This window comes from Ferrimonas marina, assembly GCF_900129905.1.
Classification (GTDB): domain Bacteria; phylum Pseudomonadota; class Gammaproteobacteria; order Enterobacterales; family Shewanellaceae; genus Ferrimonas; species Ferrimonas marina.
The window spans coordinates 425708-441919 of the sequence record NZ_FQXG01000002.1; the positions used below are offsets into that span (position 1 = coordinate 425708).

The 16212-nt window shown below is 63.3% G+C and carries 12 protein-coding genes; 1 reads left to right on the forward strand and 11 read right to left on the reverse strand.

Features of this window, described 5'->3' with window-relative positions; genetic code table 11:
* Nucleotides 1-103: 103 nt before the first annotated feature.
* From BUC04_RS05610 to BUC04_RS05640, 7 genes are all read right to left on the reverse strand, one after another.
* The gene (locus tag BUC04_RS05610) at nt 104-1498 is read right to left on the reverse strand and encodes a sigma-54-dependent transcriptional regulator (protein ID WP_067659081.1); all 1395 of its coding nucleotides are present in this window, start codon (nt 1496-1498) and stop codon (nt 104-106) included.
* The gene (locus tag BUC04_RS05615; RefSeq protein WP_067659084.1) at nt 1495-4509 is read right to left on the reverse strand and encodes a PAS domain S-box protein; all 3015 of its coding nucleotides are present in this window, start codon (nt 4507-4509) and stop codon (nt 1495-1497) included. Before BUC04_RS05615 ends, BUC04_RS05610 begins: the two co-directional genes overlap by 4 nt.
* 27 nt (nt 4510-4536) lie before the next feature.
* Complete coding sequence (locus tag BUC04_RS05620) at nt 4537-5346, reverse strand: phosphate/phosphite/phosphonate ABC transporter substrate-binding protein (protein ID WP_234977350.1); 810 nt, start codon at nt 5344-5346, stop codon at nt 4537-4539.
* A gap of 91 nt (nt 5347-5437) precedes the next feature.
* Nucleotides 5438-6064 carry a P-loop NTPase family protein gene (locus tag BUC04_RS23545; protein ID WP_067659087.1) on the reverse strand — a complete coding sequence of 209 codons (627 nt, stop codon included), beginning with the start codon at nt 6062-6064 and terminating at the stop codon, nt 5438-5440.
* Nucleotides 6065-6095: 31 nt separating this feature from the next.
* Nucleotides 6096-8213: an SLBB domain-containing protein gene (locus BUC04_RS05630; protein ID WP_067659091.1), complete on the reverse strand. Its 2118-nt coding sequence runs from the start codon at nt 8211-8213 to the stop codon at nt 6096-6098.
* Nucleotides 8213-9055 carry an OmpA family protein gene (locus BUC04_RS05635; protein ID WP_067659093.1) on the reverse strand — a complete coding sequence of 281 codons (843 nt, stop codon included), beginning with the start codon at nt 9053-9055 and terminating at the stop codon, nt 8213-8215. The genes BUC04_RS05630 and BUC04_RS05635 overlap by 1 nt, the downstream gene beginning before the upstream one ends.
* A 10-nt stretch (nt 9056-9065) precedes the next feature.
* Nucleotides 9066-9419, reverse strand: a complete 354-nt coding sequence (locus BUC04_RS05640; RefSeq protein WP_067659096.1) for an STAS domain-containing protein — start codon at nt 9417-9419, stop codon at nt 9066-9068.
* A 285-nt stretch (nt 9420-9704) separates the two neighbouring features.
* Here BUC04_RS05640 and galE point away from each other — a divergent pair, with 285 nt between their 5' ends.
* A complete protein-coding gene (gene galE, locus BUC04_RS05645; RefSeq protein WP_067659098.1) occupies nt 9705-10709 on the forward strand; it encodes a UDP-glucose 4-epimerase GalE in 1005 nt (334 codons plus the stop codon).
* A 102-nt stretch (nt 10710-10811) separates the two neighbouring features.
* Here the strand turns inward: galE and BUC04_RS05650 are convergent, their stop codons facing one another.
* The 4 genes from BUC04_RS05650 to BUC04_RS05665 form a co-directional block, all read right to left on the reverse strand.
* The gene (locus BUC04_RS05650) at nt 10812-11831 is read right to left on the reverse strand and encodes an alpha/beta fold hydrolase (RefSeq protein ID WP_143165549.1); all 1020 of its coding nucleotides are present in this window, start codon (nt 11829-11831) and stop codon (nt 10812-10814) included.
* Between the two features lie 98 nt (nt 11832-11929).
* Nucleotides 11930-13693 (reverse strand): sugar transferase, encoded by a 1764-nt coding sequence (locus tag BUC04_RS05655; RefSeq protein WP_067659103.1) that lies wholly within the window; start codon nt 13691-13693, stop codon nt 11930-11932.
* Entirely contained in the window at nt 13687-14778 is a 1092-nt protein-coding gene (locus tag BUC04_RS05660; RefSeq protein WP_067659106.1) for a glycosyltransferase, read from the reverse strand. Before BUC04_RS05660 ends, BUC04_RS05655 begins: the two co-directional genes overlap by 7 nt.
* 3 nt (nt 14779-14781) lie before the next feature.
* A complete protein-coding gene (locus BUC04_RS05665) occupies nt 14782-16197 on the reverse strand; it encodes a hypothetical protein (RefSeq protein ID WP_067659109.1) in 1416 nt (471 codons plus the stop codon).
* Nucleotides 16198-16212: the final 15 nt, after the last annotated feature.

Here is a 16212-nt window from a genome sequence, read left to right on the forward strand (position 1 = left end):
AGTGGTAGCAAGGAGGGTGCCACTTAAATATTATTTTGATTTACATGCACTTAAATAGAAACGGGGCCCCAAAGGGCCCCGCTGTTGCAGAATGCGACGGGCCTCAGCCCTCCCAGCTTTGCTTCTTGCGATACAAGGTGGAGGGGCTCACCTCCAGCAGTTCGGCTGCCTGGGGGATGTTGCCATCGCAGTGTTCAATGGCCAGCTCAATCGCCTCTTTCTCGGTCTTCCACAGCGGCTGGATCTTGACCCGGGGGGCCTCAGCAACCGTCGGAACGGCCTCCTCCTCCCACTCCATCTCCGCCAGGTTCTCCGGCACCAGGGCCTGCAACATCGGTGGCAGCTGCGCCGGCTGGACCTCCTCGCCCTCGTGCAACACGCACAGGGTACGCACTACGTTTTGCAGCTCCCGTACATTGCCGGGCCAGTCGTGCTGCATCATGGCCGCGGCAGCGGCGGGGGCAAAACGGACAAAGCCTTTGCCCTCCTCCTTGGCGAAACGCTGCAGCAGGCTGGTGGCGATGGCCAGCACGTCCTGGCCGCGCTCGCGCAGTGGCGGCAGGTGGATGGGCACCACGTAGAGGCGGTAGTAGAGATCCTCGCGGAACCGGCCAGCCTTGACCTCTTCCAGCGGGTCGCGGTTGGTGGCGCAGAGGAAGCGAACATCCACCTGCTCCTCACCGCTGCCGCCCACCTTCTGGAAGCGGCCGGTCTGGACAAAGCGCAGCAACTTGGTTTGCAGCTCCAGGTCCAGCTCGCCGATCTCATCCAGAAACAGGGTACCGCCATTGGCCCGGGCCGCGGCGCCCTGGCGTTCACTCACCGCCCCGGTAAACGCCCCCTTGGAGTGACCGAAGATCTCACTCTCCATCAGATCCTTAGGAATGGCACCGCAGTTCAGGGCAACGAAAGCCCCCTTGGCTCGCGGCCCCTGACGATGGATCGCCTCGGCGCACACCTCCTTGCCGGTGCCGCTTTCGCCGGTGATGAACACCGTGGCCTTGCTGGCTGCCACCGTCTCCACCATGCGGTAGATCTTCTGCATCGAGCTGTGTTTGCCGATAAAGCCGTGGAAGCGGTAACGATCAGATTGCAGCGCTCTTACCGTGCTGCCCAGCCGCGACAGCTGCAGCGCATTGGCCACCGTCACCTGCAGGCGCTGGGCATCGAAGGGTTTCTCAAGAAAATCGCAGGCACCCAGGCGCAGGGCATCCAGCGCGGCGTCAACGCTGCCGTGGGCGGTGATGATCACCACCGAGATGGCCAGGTTCTGCGGTGCCAGCCACTGCAGGATCTCAAGCCCACCGATGTCCGGCAGGTTAAGATCCAGCAGCATCACCTCCGGGGTGCGCTCCTGCAGATAGGCCTGGGCCGCCTCGCCGGAGGCCACCCAGTGCACCTCGCACTCGCTCTGGGCCAGGTAGGCCTGGTAGAGCGAGGCCAGGGTTTCGCTGTCTTCCACCAGCAACACGCTGGGCTTGTGGGATTCCGTAGTCATGATGCGTCCTGCGACCGGTACTCCTCGATGGCGGTCTGGGTCTGGGCCAGGCCGTCGCTCAGCTGCGCCACCAACGGCGGCAGCGGATCAAACTGTTGGGCCTTGCAGTGGCCATCAATCTCCTTGGCCAGGGCCTGCAACCGCAGCGCACCGAAGGTGGCCAGGCTGCTTTTCAGGGTGTGCGCCTCCAGCTTGACCCGTTCATAGTCCCCCGCCTGATGGGCCTGTTGCAAGTACCCTACCCGCTCACGGGCCTCCTTGAGCATCATGGTCACCAGGCTATCCAGTGACTGAGGAGGCAGGTCCGCCGCCAGCTTATCCAGTACGCTGGCGTCCAGCCAGGGTAGGCTGGCGCCCCCATCCTGGCTCGATACCATTGGCGCTGGTGGCGTTTCGCCTCTGCCCTGTTTACCCCACAGCCGCACCATCTGACGCAGGCGCTTTATGGAGATGGGCTTGGGCAGGAAGGCATCCATCCCTGCCTCCATGCAGGCATCCCGATCCTCGGCAAAGGCGTTGGCGGTCATGGCGATGATCGGCACCTTTTGGTTGGGACCGCTCTGGGCCCGGATCCGCCGGGTCGCCTCCAGCCCGTCCATCACCGGCATCGCCATGTCCATCAACACCAGATCAAAGGGGCGCTGGGCCGCCATCGATACCGCCTCGGCGCCGTTAACCGCCATCGCCAGCTCGGAGACATCCTGTTTCAGCACCTCCGCCACCACCTCTCGGTTGGTGGCACTGTCCTCCACCACCAGGATCCGCAGCGGCCGGGTGCCGTCGTCCAGCAGATCAGGCTGCGGTGCCTCTTCGCCACCGATGCGGCTGCGCAGCGGCAGCTGCACCCGAAACTCGCTGCCCTGGCCCAGTGCACTGTCCAGCTCGATCTGCCCCTCCATCCGCTCTACCAGTTGGTGGGTGATGGCCAGGCCGAGACCGGAGCCGGAGTGGTGGCGCGTAGTGGAGCTGTCCACCTGGTAGAACTCCTCGAACAACTGGGCCTGTTGAGCGGCGTCGATGCCTATGCCCTCATCCTTGACCGACAGCTGCCATAACCGCTCGCCCAGAGGCTCCAGACGGATGTCGATCTGGCCCTGCTCGGTGAATTTCACCGCATTGCTGACCAGGTTGAACAGGATCTGGCGAAACCGCAGCGGGTCGCCATACAGCTCCAGTTGCGGCTCAGTCAGGGGTTGGCAGGTCAGGATCAGTCCCTTCTCCTTGGCAGTCTGGCTGTAGAGTTCGACAATCCCCTCTAGCACCGGCGCGACCGGGAACCAGTCCGGTTTGAGCTCGATCTTACCGGCCTCGATCTTGGAGAAATCCAACACGTTGTTGACCAGTGCCAGCAGGGTGAAGCCAGCGCGATTGGCAGCATCGAGGAAGCGCCGTTGCCGCGCCTCCAGTTCCGTCTCCAGCACCAGTTGGTTCATGCTGATGATGGCGTTGAGCGGGGTGCGGATCTCGTGGCTCATATTGGCCAGGAAGCGGCTCTTGGCCTCACTGGCAGCCTCCGCCTCCACCCGCGCCTGGCGCAGCGAGGCCTCCACCGCTTTCTGCTCGGTCAGGTCAATAAAGTGCGCCACGTAGTGGCTGGTGTTACCGGCCTCATCCCGCACCGCCGAGATGTTCAGCCACTCGGGGAAAAGCTCACCGCCCTTCTTACGGTTGATCACCTCACCACTCCAACGCCCCTGCTCCGCCAGGGCCTGCCACATCTGCTGGTAGAACGCCTGGTCATGCTCACCGGAGGCCATCAGCCGTGGGTTTTGACCCAGCACCTCCTCCCGCGGGTAACCGGTGATGCGACTGAACGCCTGGTTGACCCGGACAATGTTGGCCTCGGCGTCGGTGATGAAGATCGCCTCGTTGGTGTCGAAGGCGTGGGCCGCCAGCAGCAGCTCCTGCTCGGCGCGTTTACGGTCGCTGATGTCACGCATAAAAGCGGTAAACAGGGTCTCGCCCCCCACCTCCACCTTCTTGATAGCCAGTTCGCAATCGAACTGGTGCCCTGCGGCATGCTGGGCCACCAGCTCCAGTCGCTGGCCCAGTACCGGGGCTTCGCCGGTCTTGAGGAAGCGGGCCATGCCACCGCGGTGGGCCTCGCGAAACTGCGGTGGGATGATCAGCTCCGCCATGTCCTCGCCCAGGATCGCCTCGCGCTTGAGGCCGAAGATCGACTCGGCGCTTGCATTGAACTCGCGGATCCGCCCCTCGGCATCGATAGTGATGATGGCATCCAGGGCGGCGTCGATCATCGCGCCCATCAGCCCCTGCTGCTGCTCCACCTCCAGCGCCAGTGTGCGCTGGGCGTCGATGGACTGCTCGAATTCACGGTGACTGGAAGCGAGTCGGGACGACATCTCGTTGAAGGCGCGGGTCAGCTCCGCCAGCTCGTCGTGACGGGCCACCGCCAGCTGCAAACCGGGGCCGGATTGGGCGATGGTGCGAGCGGCGTCGCTTAGGATCTTGAGCTGACGCAGCAGGTAGCCGCCCAGCAGAAAGGAGAACAGCGCCACCAAAACCATCCCCAGCAGGGCCAGCTGGGTGGCCTTGCGTCGGGCATCCTGCATCAGGGTCTGCTGCCGGCGCACATCGATGCCCAGTGCCACCTCGCCCCATACCTCACCCGCCAGCTCGATGGGCGCCTGGACGTGGTAGATGCCATCGTCGGCGGCCAGGGGCGTTGGGTCCGGCTCCGCCTCGGCAGCTTGCTGGGGCAGACGCACCAGCTCGCGGCCATCCCGGTCCTGCACCCGCATCGACACCACCTCGCCCTGCCCCACCACCGAGCGGGCAAAGCTCTGCAAACTGGCCAGATCCGTGGCCACCACCGCATCGGCATTGCTCGCCGCAAAGGTGTTGGCCAGCATCTCGCCGTAGCGCACCAGCTGCTCCTCATTGGAGCTTTTCAGCCAGGACAAGCCGCCCAGGATCAGGATCGCCAATATCACCGCCTCGATGGCGGCCACCCCCAGGATGGTCTTGGCCCGCAAACTCATGGCCTTCATCGCCGCTCCTTAAGCTCCATGCTTGGATTACTCCATTAATTCGGTTTGTTCGGTCAACCGGCGTACCGGATCCCAGTCGCTGTCTTGCGCCTGCTCAAAGCCTGACATCGCCAGCGGGGCCAGAATGGCACGACCGCTTGGGTCCTGCCCCATCGCCAACAACGCCTGGCCCAGAACCTCTCGCAGCTCCGGTGCCAAGTCGCTGTGGGTGGCGATGGCGTGGGGGGGATAGCCCGCGGAACGCCACAGGATCTTCAGCTGCGGCGCCACCTCGCTGGTGTTGAAGGTGCGGATGATGCCACCGCCGGCGGGATAGAGGCCCGCCGCCACGCTTTGATACACCGAATCGTGCGAGGCGACGTAGTGGGCGGTGAAGGGGATCCCCTGCTGGCTCAGCTCACCACGTACCACCATGCTGGCGGCAAAGGCACCGGGCGAGGGGAAGGCCAGCGGTTGGCCCTGTAACTGGGACAGATCCGCCAGTTCGCTGTCGCGGCGCACCACCAGGATCCCCTGCAGCTGCTTGCCTTCGCTGCGGGCCAGCGCCTGGTAGCCGGGCTGCCCGGCAAACTGGGTATAGTGGTAGGGGTTCATGTACGCCAGCTGATAGCGCCCCTCGGCCAGGCGCTGCTCGAACTCAGGGATGTTGGGGGCGGTCTCAAAGCGTACCGTCAGTCCGGTCTGTTCGCTGAGCCAGCGGCACAGCGGTGCCCAGTTCTTGGCCAGGGTCGAAGCCGACTGCTGTGGCACCACCCCAAAGCGGATCACCTCCGCCGACAGTGATCCTGCCCATACCAATCCCATCACTAACAGGCCCCAGCGGATCATGCCAACCATCTCGTTCTCCCTTTGTTCCTAACATGAAAAAAAAGCGCCACAAATTCAAACGCTTTGTGGCGTATTCTCTTGGTGCGATGCACAAGCGGCCTCAGGGCCGCATCCGCAGCAGCTGCGATTGGCGCACCCCCTGGCGCAGCCAGTGGGCCAGGCCGGGCCAGCGCGGCGTCAGCGCCTCAATAGCCTCAAGCAGTGACTGCTGCAGCGACGGGTTGTAGTGGTCATTGGCCACCAGGCCAAGCAGTCGCCCGCCTTCCTGCTCGAGCTGGTGCTGACACTGGCGCACCATGGCCGCACCGATGTGCCCCGCCTCCAGCGCCAGTACCGTGTGTTCACAGGCCATCAGCCAGGGGCTGCGGCGGGCGCTGGCCACCTCGCCTTGGGACACCGGTGGTAGATGCAGCACCACCTTCTGGTATTGTCCAGACCACGCCGCCAGCCTTGCGGAGGCACAGCTGGCCTCCCCAGGGCTGGCTTGCGCGGCCGGTTCGTTGCCCAGGGCCAGGCGGTCAAACCCCGCCCCGGGTTGCGGCGTCGGGTTGGCACCATCGGCCCCCGCTGCCACGTCATTCCACTCCACCAGCAACACCCTCTGATCGGCTTGACCGGCTCGCTTCGCCAGGGCCTCGGCCAAGCCGGACTCGGCGCCCAGGCAGCCCACCAGGGCCAGGGTCTGTCCCCCCTGCTGTTGCCAGCGTTGATACAGTGCTTCCAACATGGTGTTGCTCCTTTGCAATGCGGGTCGGTGTTCAGATAAAGCCCAGCAGGGCACTGATGGTGAGCACCCGAAACACGTCCTCCATGCCCTGGCGGGTCTTCTCCCAGGTGCTCTCCTTCTCATCCGGGACATAGACGGTATCGCCGGCCCGCAGCACCGGCAGCTGGTCAAAGTCACCGCTTTGCGAGAAGGCCACCAGGTCAAAGGTGCGGGCCTGGTCGCGGCAGCAGGAGAGGTTCACCACGGTGATCTTGCGGGCGTGACCGCGGTCATCCACCCCACCGGCCTCTGCCAGCAGATCCAGCAGGGTCATGTTGTCATTGAAGCGATAGCGCCCTGGCTTGTTCACCGCCCCCAGCACCCGCACGGTGCGCTCCTTGGGCTCAGTCAGCCAGGGCCGCTGCTTCTCCGGGATGTAGATGGAGTCACCGGGTTGAATCGCCGGCAGCAGGTGCTCGTCGCCGGTCTCGAAGTACATCGCCAGGTCCAGCCTGGTGACCCGGGCATGGCTGCCATCGCGATGGTTGATCCGCACCTGGCTCAGGTCCGCCTCGCCGGTGGGGCCATCGGCGGCGGCCAGGATGTCGAGGAAGTGCATCTTCTGGTTGAAGCGGTAGCGCCCCGGCGCCCCGACCTGGCCAAAGATGTAGATGGAGTCTTCGGAGGCCTGGCGGATCCACTGGGATTTGTTGTCCGACGGGTCATCCGGCAGCTGCGGCACCATGATCACCGTACCGGCGGTGATGGTGGGCAGCGGCTCGTTGCTGCCATTGAGGTAGGCCTGCAGATCAAACAGCACGGTACGGCGCTGGCCCTGGGTATCGCCGTACACCACCTTGACCTTGGCGGTGTCCGCCTTGGGCTTGGGGCCGCCGGCGTGGGCCAGCAGATCCAGCATCGACATCTCATCGCTCCACTCGAAGCGACCCGGACGGTTGACCTCGCCCATCACCTTCACCGCCCGCTGCGGCGCCACCTTGGTCCAGGACTTCTCGTTCAGATCCGTCTTCTCCGGTACAAAGATGGCATCGCCGGCAAACAGCTGGGGCGGAGCCACGCCCTGACCTTCGGTGAAGGCCAGCATATCGAATGCCTCCACCTCACCACTTTGGCGGATGATGCGCATCTGCCGGGTCTCGGCAAAACGGGTGGGACCGCCGGCGTTGGCCAGCACATCGAGAAAACCGGCGTCGGCGTTGCCTTCATAAGCGCCAGGCTTGAACACCTCACCCATCACGTAGACGGTATTGGCCCCGGCTTTGACCTCCTCCTCCTGCTTGGGCACAAACACCGTGGTGCCGGCGGAGAGGACCAGCAGCTCCGCTTGGTCGCCGCTGTCGAGGTAACGCTCCAGGTTGAACAGGCGCGGCTCGCCATCGAGGATCACCCGGATCTGCTCGACGCTGGCGTAGCGGGTAACGCCACCGGCGCGCATCAGCATATCGACGATGGTGACGCCGGAGCGGTAGGAGAAGCTGCCGGGGCTGTTGACCTCGCCAAACACCTTCACCGCGTCCCGGTCCTCCGCCGCATCACCCTTGTCGGTGAGCTGATTAGGATCGAACTCCACCGCCACGTTGCCGATCTTGGGGGAGGCCGGCACAAACAGCACATCCAGCGAATTCAGTTGCGGCAACAGCTGGCGATCACCGCTATCGAGGTAGGCCTTGTAGTCAAACAGCGACTGCTCATTGCCACGGCGCAGCTGCAAACGGTCAAGCTGAGCACCGGCACGGATACCACCCGCGGCCCGCAGCGCCATCTGCACCCCGGCCTCGGCGGGCAGCACCACCTCCCCCGGGGTCTCTACGTAACCCAGTACCGACACCCGGATGCGACGCTCTGCCACGAACACCGACAACCCGCTGAGATCGCGAAAGGCGGTTTTCAGCCGCACTGCCACCGCGCTTTGCATCGCGGTTTCATCCAGCCCGGCCACTTCGATGGCGCCCACCTCAGGCAGCACCAAGCGGCCCTGACGGTCCACCTCGAAGCGCTTATCCAGTGAGGGCTCGCCGGGCAGCAGGATCCGAACCAGATCGCCGGGCTGAACCGGAGTCTGAGGCTGGGCTTGAACCAGCGCCGGGCTAAACAACATCACCGGCAGCAACAGGGCCAGCAAGGCGGCCCACACAACTTGGCGTTTCATCATTGACCTCCTTGGGTCTGGGCGGCCACCAGCTCGATGGTGACGCGGCGATTGGAGTGGTCGGCCTCACGGCCCACCTGACTGGAATAGGGTCGGCTGGCCTCCCAGGCCTGCAGGCGAATACGGCGGGCATCGATGCCACCATCCACCAGGAATCGGGCCACACTCTCTGCCCGCTGTTGCGCCAGGGTCTGATTGCGTTGGTCGCTGCCCTGCACGTCGGTGTGACCGTGGATCACCAGGGTGTGCTGAGTGGCCTTGAGCAGCGGCAACACTCTTTTCAGCTGGTCTTGATAAGCCGGGGTCAGCACGCTGGAGTCGGTGGCAAACTGGTTACTGACGTTGAGCTGCTGGGCCAGGCTGCTGGCCAGGGGATCGGTCTTGGTAACCGGTTTGGGCTTGGCCCCGCTCGATGCCATCGGAGCCATACCGTCACGGCAGTGGCCGCTTTGTCGGTTAACGCTGTCCAGGCGCTGCTCCAGGGCATGAAGGAAGCCCTGCTGGGCCTCGATGTCGGTGGCGGCATCCATCACCAGGCCACCCTCCAACTGGCGCAGGATACGGTGCTCGCGCATCCGCGCCTGGGCCACTGAAGCGGGGAAACACAGCTCCGCCCCCTCCAGCACCAGCAGATCAAGGTGGTGCTTCAGCAAAGTGGCTTCGAACAGCACGCCGTGCTCCGGCCCCATCGCTTCGTCGGTGCTGGCATCCAGCCAGGCCAACATCGCATCCTGATGCTCGGCCATGCCGCCGCGACCCGCCGGGGCCCAGCTGACACAGCCGCACAAGCAGCCAGTCAGCAGCGCCAGGGTGAGGAGTCGAGTGTGCCGTGCCGTTGCCATGGGGAGCTCCTTAGCTGGCCAGCGCGGTGGGGCCCTGCCAGGCCACCGGCAGGGTTTCATGCATCGGGATCACCTGACCGACCCGCAGCAGGCTGAGCAGCTGGCGAGGCTGACCCTGGGCACCGCACAGCGCCATCTGACCGCCTCGATTGGCAAGGCGCTTGAACAGGAACACCAGCGCTCCCAGACCGGAGACATCCAACTCAGACACCTCTCGCAGGTCCACCATCAACTGGGCACTGGGGTGTTGCTCCGCCAAGCGCTGCAGCCGGTCTTCCAGCGGCGCGCAGTGCTCCGCATCCAGGGCGCCGCTCAGGCGCAGGGTCAGTTGCTGGGGCTTGGTTTGAAAGGTGCTGAATTCCATGGTCGCCTCGCTTATCTCTGTGAGAGTCAAAGCCAGTGCCGGTTGGCCGTGGCGTTTGATATCGAGATAGCGAGATACGTGCCATATTTTAATTTGTTAAATATCAATGGTTTATTTATATACCTTTGCGACTTGTGGCTTTTTTCGCATTTTGCAAAAGCCCCGCACACCCAAACCCTGGCAGTTCGCCCACATTGCTCTCAGCCCCTTCTGTTCCTGGCTTTTCCGCCCTTGGCCCTGTTTTTGCTCAGCCAGGGTCAGGACTATCCGAGGGGAGAAAGACCTATGGCCATCCTGGTAACGGGCGGAGCCGGCTACATCGGCTCTCATGCGGTGGTGGAGCTGCTCAACGAGGGGCACTCCGTGGTGGTGTTGGACAACCTGTGTAACAGCAGCAAGGAGGCGCTGCGGCGGGTAGAGTGGATCACCGGCAAGCGGGTGCGCTTCTATCAAGGGGATGTCACCGATATCGCGGTGCTGCGTGACCTGTTCGGTGCCGAACCCATCGACGCTGTGATGCACTTTGCCGGACTGAAGTCGGTTAACGAGTCGCTGGCCTGCCCGCTGGAGTATTACCGGGTCAACGTCGGTGGCACCCAGACCCTGTGCCAGGCGATGGAGGAGGCCGGGGTGCACACCCTGGTGTTCTCCTCCTCCGCCACGGTATACGGCGTGCCCCAGTCTCTGCCGCTGGATGAGAGCGCCCCGGTAGGTGCCACCACCAACCCTTACGGCACCTCCAAGTTCCTGGCCGAGCGGATCCTCACCGATTTGAACCATTGGCACGTGGCCATCCTGCGCTACTTCAACCCGGTCGGGGCCCACCCTAGCGGCCTAATTGGCGAAGACCCGCTGGACGCCCCCAACAACCTGATGCCCTACATCAGCCAGGTAGCCTGTGGCCGCCGCCCCTGCCTGTCGATCTACGGTGACGACTACGACACCCAGGATGGCACCGGCGTGCGGGACTACATCCATGTGGTAGACCTGGTGCAGGGCCATCTGCGGGCACTGCAACATCTGCAGCAGCACCAAGGAGTACACTGCTACAACCTGGGCACCGGCCAGGGCCACAGCGTGATGGAGATGGTGCAGGCCTTTGAGCAAGGGAGTCATCGCCCGGTGCCTTACAAGGTGTGCCCCCGCCGACCGGGGGACGTAGCCAGCTGCTACGCCAACCCCAGCAAGGCCGCCCGCGAACTGGGCTGGCGTGCCCTACGCGGCCTCAATGAGATGGTGTTCGACAGCTGGCGCTGGCAGCAACAAAACCCGCAGGGCTATGCCCGCTGAGGCTTTCTCACTGGCACAAAAAAGCCGGCTACTCAGGGCCGGCTTTTGATTTGAAACAGGAAGGTCGACTAAGTACCCACAGCCATTTCTACGCTAGCTGGTTCAGCCCTTCCTGGACTGAAGGTTGGCTAGGATCTGGCTGATAATCTCTGAGTACTGATCAAAGTCTTCGACTTGAGGCATGTGCCCCAAGCCTTCCATTTCGTACAGCTTGGCGTTCGGGATCCGCGCCGCCGTCAATTTACCCAACTGATCATAACGGCCCATCTCGATATCTACCCCCTCTCGCTTCCAGCCCCGTCCGGGCGCGGTGCGATCTCGTGTTCCAATGACAAGAGAAGTCGGGACACTCAGCGCCGGGAATTCTGCGAAAACCGGCTGGGTAAAGATAATGTCCGTGGTTTGAGCGTTCACCCGGGCAACCCTTTCCCAGTCAGGGCCATTGATTTGCCCAACGGCGAACTCGGTCAGCTTGGCGTAGGCCTCAGACCACTGGCCGTCGTAATAGAAAGTTTGTTGATATTTTTGGATCCCAGCAGCGGTTTTGCGCATCTCGTTGGCAAAATGGAAATCGACGTCTTTGTACTCAGATAACAGGTGATAGGGCTCCAGGCCGATGGGATTGATCAATACCAGTTCATCGACGACCTGAGGGTATTGAAGTGCGAATCGAGTCGCTAGCATGCCCCCCATAGAGTGACCAAATACAATACTGGATTCGATGCCAAGCACCTTCATCAGGGCGCGTGTGTTGCCAGCGAGGACGGAGAAACTGAACTGGTATCCCAATGGCTTCGAGGATTTTCCAAAGCCGATCTGATCCGGAACCAAGACCCCATACCCTCTCTTTTCGAGGAATCTGGCGGTGGGGGCCCAGTAATCCCCATTAAAGTTCTTGCCATGCAGCAGAGTTACCACCGGCATCCCCTCACTCGGCTCGATGAATGAGTAGGCCATGGACAACGTCTGTCCTTGGCTTTCAAGCTGGTAGTGAGAAACGGGCAGTTGATAGGTAAGCCCAGTCAACTCTGCGTCATATTTAACCTCTGAGCCTGCCAATGCAGAGCCCGTAACCAAGGTGCAAAACAGGGTTGCAACAGCCATCAAACGTACTTTCACCACAACGAAGCCTCTTGTTCCTTCAAGTAGAGCCCAACGATAGCACTGATATCTGAACAATCAGAGACTTAACAATGACACCTTCCGTGAAACCGTTGGACCTACTGCCCCCTTCCCATTACCATCACCCAGACGGTGCGGAAGATCACCTGCAGCTCCATCCATAGCCAGCTGCGCAGGCTGAACAATGAAAGCGCGTAGCGGTGATCAAAGCCGACCTTGCGACGCACATCCTCAATGCAGGTGTCGTAGCCCTGGTTGACCTGGGCCAGGCCGGTGATGCCCGGGCGCAGGCCAAAGGTGCGCTCCCGGTAGAAGGGGATCGCCTGCTCCAGCTTGGCGTAGAACTCCGGCCGCTCTGGCCGCGGACCCACCAGCGACATATCCCCTTTTAGAACATTGAGCAGCTGCGGCAGCTCATCCAGCCGGGTTTTGCGCAGGAAGTTGCCAATAGGAGTGATGCGCGGGTCGCGCTTGCCGGCCCAGACGGCGCCATGGCGCTCTGCATCCACCACCATGGTGCGAAGCTTCACCATCTCGAACAGCTCGGTGTGGCTGTCGGTCATCCGCCCTACCCGGCGCTGACGATAGAGAATAGGGCCGGGCGAGCTCAGGCCAATGGCCAGGGCGATCAGCGGCCACAACGGCAGGGTTAGCACTAGCAGCAACGCCGACAGCAGCAGATCCATCCCTCGCTTTAGCTTGAGCACCAGGGCAAAGCGCCAGTGGCCCCTGGGCAGGGACGGCAACCCCAGGTACTGGGCCATGCCTGCCAGGTTGGCCAGGTGCCCTTCCACCAGGTAGTTAAGGCTGTTAACGCTGTTGGGCCAGGCCACCAGTGGCGCCAGACGTGGCAGCAGAGCCAGACTATAGGCCATCAGCTGGCCGAGCCAGAGTACCAACCACAACGGTCCCTGTGAGGCCATCAGGGTACTGAGCAGCAAAGTAGCCATCATCAACAGCGGCATCATCACCCGCAGTGCCTTACCAGAGAAAAAGGCCAGCGCGATGCCACCAAAGCGAGGGTGCATCAGGGGGTAGAGCCGCAGCAGTTGTTGCAGGTTGCCGGCGCCAATGCGGCGGCGGCGCTGACGATCCTGGCCGTCACTGGCCTGCTCCAGCTCCAGAGCATTGATGCGGCTTTCATAGCAGCTGCTATGGCCTGCCTGCACCAGTGCCATCGGCAACAGAAAATCGTCATTGATACTGTCCGCGGGCAGGGGGTTTACCCAACGGCGGCGCATAAGGTAAAAAGCGCCATGGGCCCCCATCGGCGCCCCCAAAGCGGCTTCGCCCTGCTTAACCCGGCGCTGGTACTGCCAGTAGCGCTGCTCGCCTTCGGAACCGGGATTCAACAGATGGTAGTGACCACACACCACGCCTAGCTCTGCGTCTTCAAAGCGCCGAGCCGCTACCTTGAGCGCGTCCAGAGAAACCAGCGCTGAGACGTCGGTCAGGGCCAGGATCTCGGCCTGACTTTGAGCCAGTGCCTGATTCAGCACCGCCACCTTGCCCTGGTTCTCAGCCATCACCTGCAGGCGGATATGACCTGCCTGCTCACCCAGCCTGGCCAGACGGCGCTGGGCCCGCAGGGGGGTATCGTCGCTGCAGCCATCGCAGATCACCGTGATGGTGAGCCTCTCTTGCGGGTAATCCAGCAGCGCCAGGTTGATGAGTTTGGCCTCGATCTGTTCCGCCTCGTTATAGGCGGGCATCACCAGCTCGATGCTGGGCCACTGCTCGGGCTCCGGCGGCAGTGGCTCAACACTGTGACGACGCTGCCAGCGCTGCAGCAGCCAGGGAAAGCCCAGGTGCTGATAGACCACCAGACTCAGGCAGATAACACAGGCAATGGCGGTCAGCATACCGGTACCTCCTGGGTATTGCGGCGCAGCGCCGCGTAGGCCGCCCGGGTTTGGCGCAGATTGCCCTGCAGTTCCACAAACTGGCGGGGCTGCTGATCCAGCCCAAAGTTGAGCTGACGGTTCAGCGCCATCGCCAGGGCAGAGACATCCTCACTGGGGACTAGAGCACCGCTGCGTCGGCACAGCGCCTCGGCTGAGGCGCCCACATCGGTCACCACGGCGGCAATACCACAGGCCTGGGCCTCAAGAATGGACAGCGACAGCCCCTCCCGGCGCGACGGTGCGCAGTAGAGATCCAGTGCCTTATAGAACTGCGGCATCTGCGCCAGATTTCCCATCAGGTGCACCCGCTGTGCCACACCCAGCTGGGCGCACTGACGGGCCAGGGCCGCTTGCTGACTGCCGCTGCCTGCCAGGGCCAAATGCACGTCCGGTGGCAGCATTACCAGCGCGGCGACCAGCTGGTCTTGCCCCTTCTCCCACTCCAGCCGACCGGCGCAGCCAATCAGCGGTACCTGCTGCGGCAGACCCAAGGCCTCGCGGGCGACTCGGCTGCTGCCGGGACAGAAGCGGTCGGTATCCACGCCGTTTTTGATCACGTACAGCGGCGAAGCCTGGCGCCCCAAAGCCTGACGCAGCCCTTGGGCCACGGCATCGGCATCCGCCACCAAGGTGGGTTGGGCCAGGGCCACCGCCAGTTGCTCAAGGCGACGGCGGCGCGGCTGCTGCAGGTGCCAAGCATCGTGCTCGGTATGCAGGCGCTTTGGAACACCGGCTAACCGAGCGGCGACACCAGCGTAGAGCAGCGGGCCGATGTGATGGGTGTGTACCGCCTCAATCTGCAGATCGCGCATCAGCTGCATCAAGCGCGGCACCAGCCCTGGCTGCCAGCCCGGCGCTTTGTCGAGAAACAGCAAACGGGAGGCGAGCGGCGCCAGTTGCGGCCAGTGGGCGATGGCGCTGTCGCGATCGCCCTCCAACGCCAGGATCCAGCCCTGCTCAGGGTCGTCCGCCAGCAGATCCAGCGCCATCAGCTCGATGCCGCCGGGCTTAAGGTGTTGTACTACCTGTATCCAATTGGCCATCACTCACTCCTCCAGTTGTAATTGCAGGGGCAGGTCTACCCGTCCCAGCACCGGCAGGCCAGTGGCCTGCTCCATCTCAGCGGCGGTGCGCAGAGCCGGGTCCAGCGCCTCCGCCAATACCGCCAGTCCTGCACCCAACGCCGCACCGGCCACCACTCCCGCCAGCAGGTAGAGCCACCAGGGGGCGTTTTGCGGCTTGCTGGGGGTATAAGGCCGGTCAATCACCTTGATCCGCTCCGATTGTTCGAACACACCCAGGGCACCGGTTACCTGGGCCATCTCATAGCGGGTCAGCAGGTCTTCGTAGAGGGCCCGTTTCACCTTGAGGTCCCGCTGCAGTGAGCGCAGCTGGCGCTCCTGCTCACCGACACCGCGGATCTGCTGCTCCAGGGTTTGCGCCATCTGCTCGAGTTGGCGCACCTCCTCTTCCAGCGCACGCACCTTGGCGCTGGAGCGCTGCAGCACCACCCGTTGCCCCTGGGTGACATTACTGGCGCGGTAGCTGCCATCGGCATTGGCACCGTCGTCAGACTCGCCCCGGGCACCCAGCGCCTGTTCCCGTTCCCACTCCAACCGGCGCAGCACCCGCTGCACTGCCTGCACCTTGGAGTGCTGCTCGGTGTAGCGCGACAGCAAGGTGGCCAGCTCGGCGCTTTTCTGCGCCCACTCCTGCTCCAGCCGCGCCAGCACCGGATCGGCCCCGGCCAGCTGCAGATCCAGGCTGCCAAAGCTTTCCCGCGCACCGGCCAGGGCCGCCTTGCGCTCCACCAAGCGCTGCTGAATTTGCGACAGGCGATCGAAGTTGGCACCGTGCAGCTCCGGCAGGCCCACCGCGTTGTCGCTGCGATAGGTCGCCAGGCGTTCTTCGGCCAGCTCCAGCGCTTCACGGCTACGTTCAAGATGGGTGCGCAGGAAGGTCTCCGAGTCCGCCAGCGAAGAGCGCTCCGGAGCCAGCAGTTGGTCAATAAAGCGTTCGCTCACCACCGTCAGCAGCTGCGCCATCGCTTTGGGGTCATTGGCTCGATACTCGATGCGGATGAGGTCTCGCCCGGCCAGGCGCAGGGACAGAGCCTGGGACAGCTCGGCGATCACCGCATCCCGGTGCGCCGGAGGGTCTTGCGGCGTCATCAGCCCCATTTCATTTGCCACTCGGGAGAGGATGTGACGACTTTTCAGCAGAGTCTTGAGCCCCTCTAGTCGCCCTTCCAGGTTGGAAGAGACCGCCAGGTCCTGAAGGAAGGGATTCAGCTTGGCGGTTTCCTGCACCAGCATGCTGGTGTGGGACAGGTACTGCTTGGGGGCTAATGCGAAGATCAGCAGGGCCAACAGCGGCATCACCGCGATGGGCAGCAGGATCAGGCGGCGGCGACGCCACGCAGCGCTGAGCCATTGATGCAAGACCGTCTGCCACTCCCCCATATCGCTGCTCCTCAC

Bases quoted from the DNA above. Each gene is read 5' to 3' on its own strand.
- galE (WP_067659098.1), top strand. From the start codon at position 9,705: ATGGCCATCCTGGTAACGGGCGGAGCCGGCTACATCGGCTCTCATGCG.
- BUC04_RS23545 (WP_067659087.1), bottom strand. From the start codon at position 6,064: ATGTTGGAAGCACTGTATCAACGCTGGCAACAGCAGGGGGGACAGACC.
- BUC04_RS05620 (WP_234977350.1), bottom strand. From the start codon at position 5,346: ATGGTTGGCATGATCCGCTGGGGCCTGTTAGTGATGGGATTGGTATGG.
- BUC04_RS05660 (WP_067659106.1), bottom strand. From the start codon at position 14,778: ATGGCCAATTGGATACAGGTAGTACAACACCTTAAGCCCGGCGGCATC.
- BUC04_RS05655 (WP_067659103.1), bottom strand. From the start codon at position 13,693: ATGCTGACCGCCATTGCCTGTGTTATCTGCCTGAGTCTGGTGGTCTAT.
- BUC04_RS05610 (WP_067659081.1), bottom strand. From the start codon at position 1,498: ATGACTACGGAATCCCACAAGCCCAGCGTGTTGCTGGTGGAAGACAGC.
- BUC04_RS05640 (WP_067659096.1), bottom strand. From the start codon at position 9,419: ATGGAATTCAGCACCTTTCAAACCAAGCCCCAGCAACTGACCCTGCGC.
- BUC04_RS05665 (WP_067659109.1), bottom strand. From the start codon at position 16,197: ATGGGGGAGTGGCAGACGGTCTTGCATCAATGGCTCAGCGCTGCGTGG.
- BUC04_RS05630 (WP_067659091.1), bottom strand. From the start codon at position 8,213: ATGAAACGCCAAGTTGTGTGGGCCGCCTTGCTGGCCCTGTTGCTGCCG.
- BUC04_RS05635 (WP_067659093.1), bottom strand. From the start codon at position 9,055: ATGGCAACGGCACGGCACACTCGACTCCTCACCCTGGCGCTGCTGACT.
- BUC04_RS05615 (WP_067659084.1), bottom strand. From the start codon at position 4,509: ATGAAGGCCATGAGTTTGCGGGCCAAGACCATCCTGGGGGTGGCCGCC.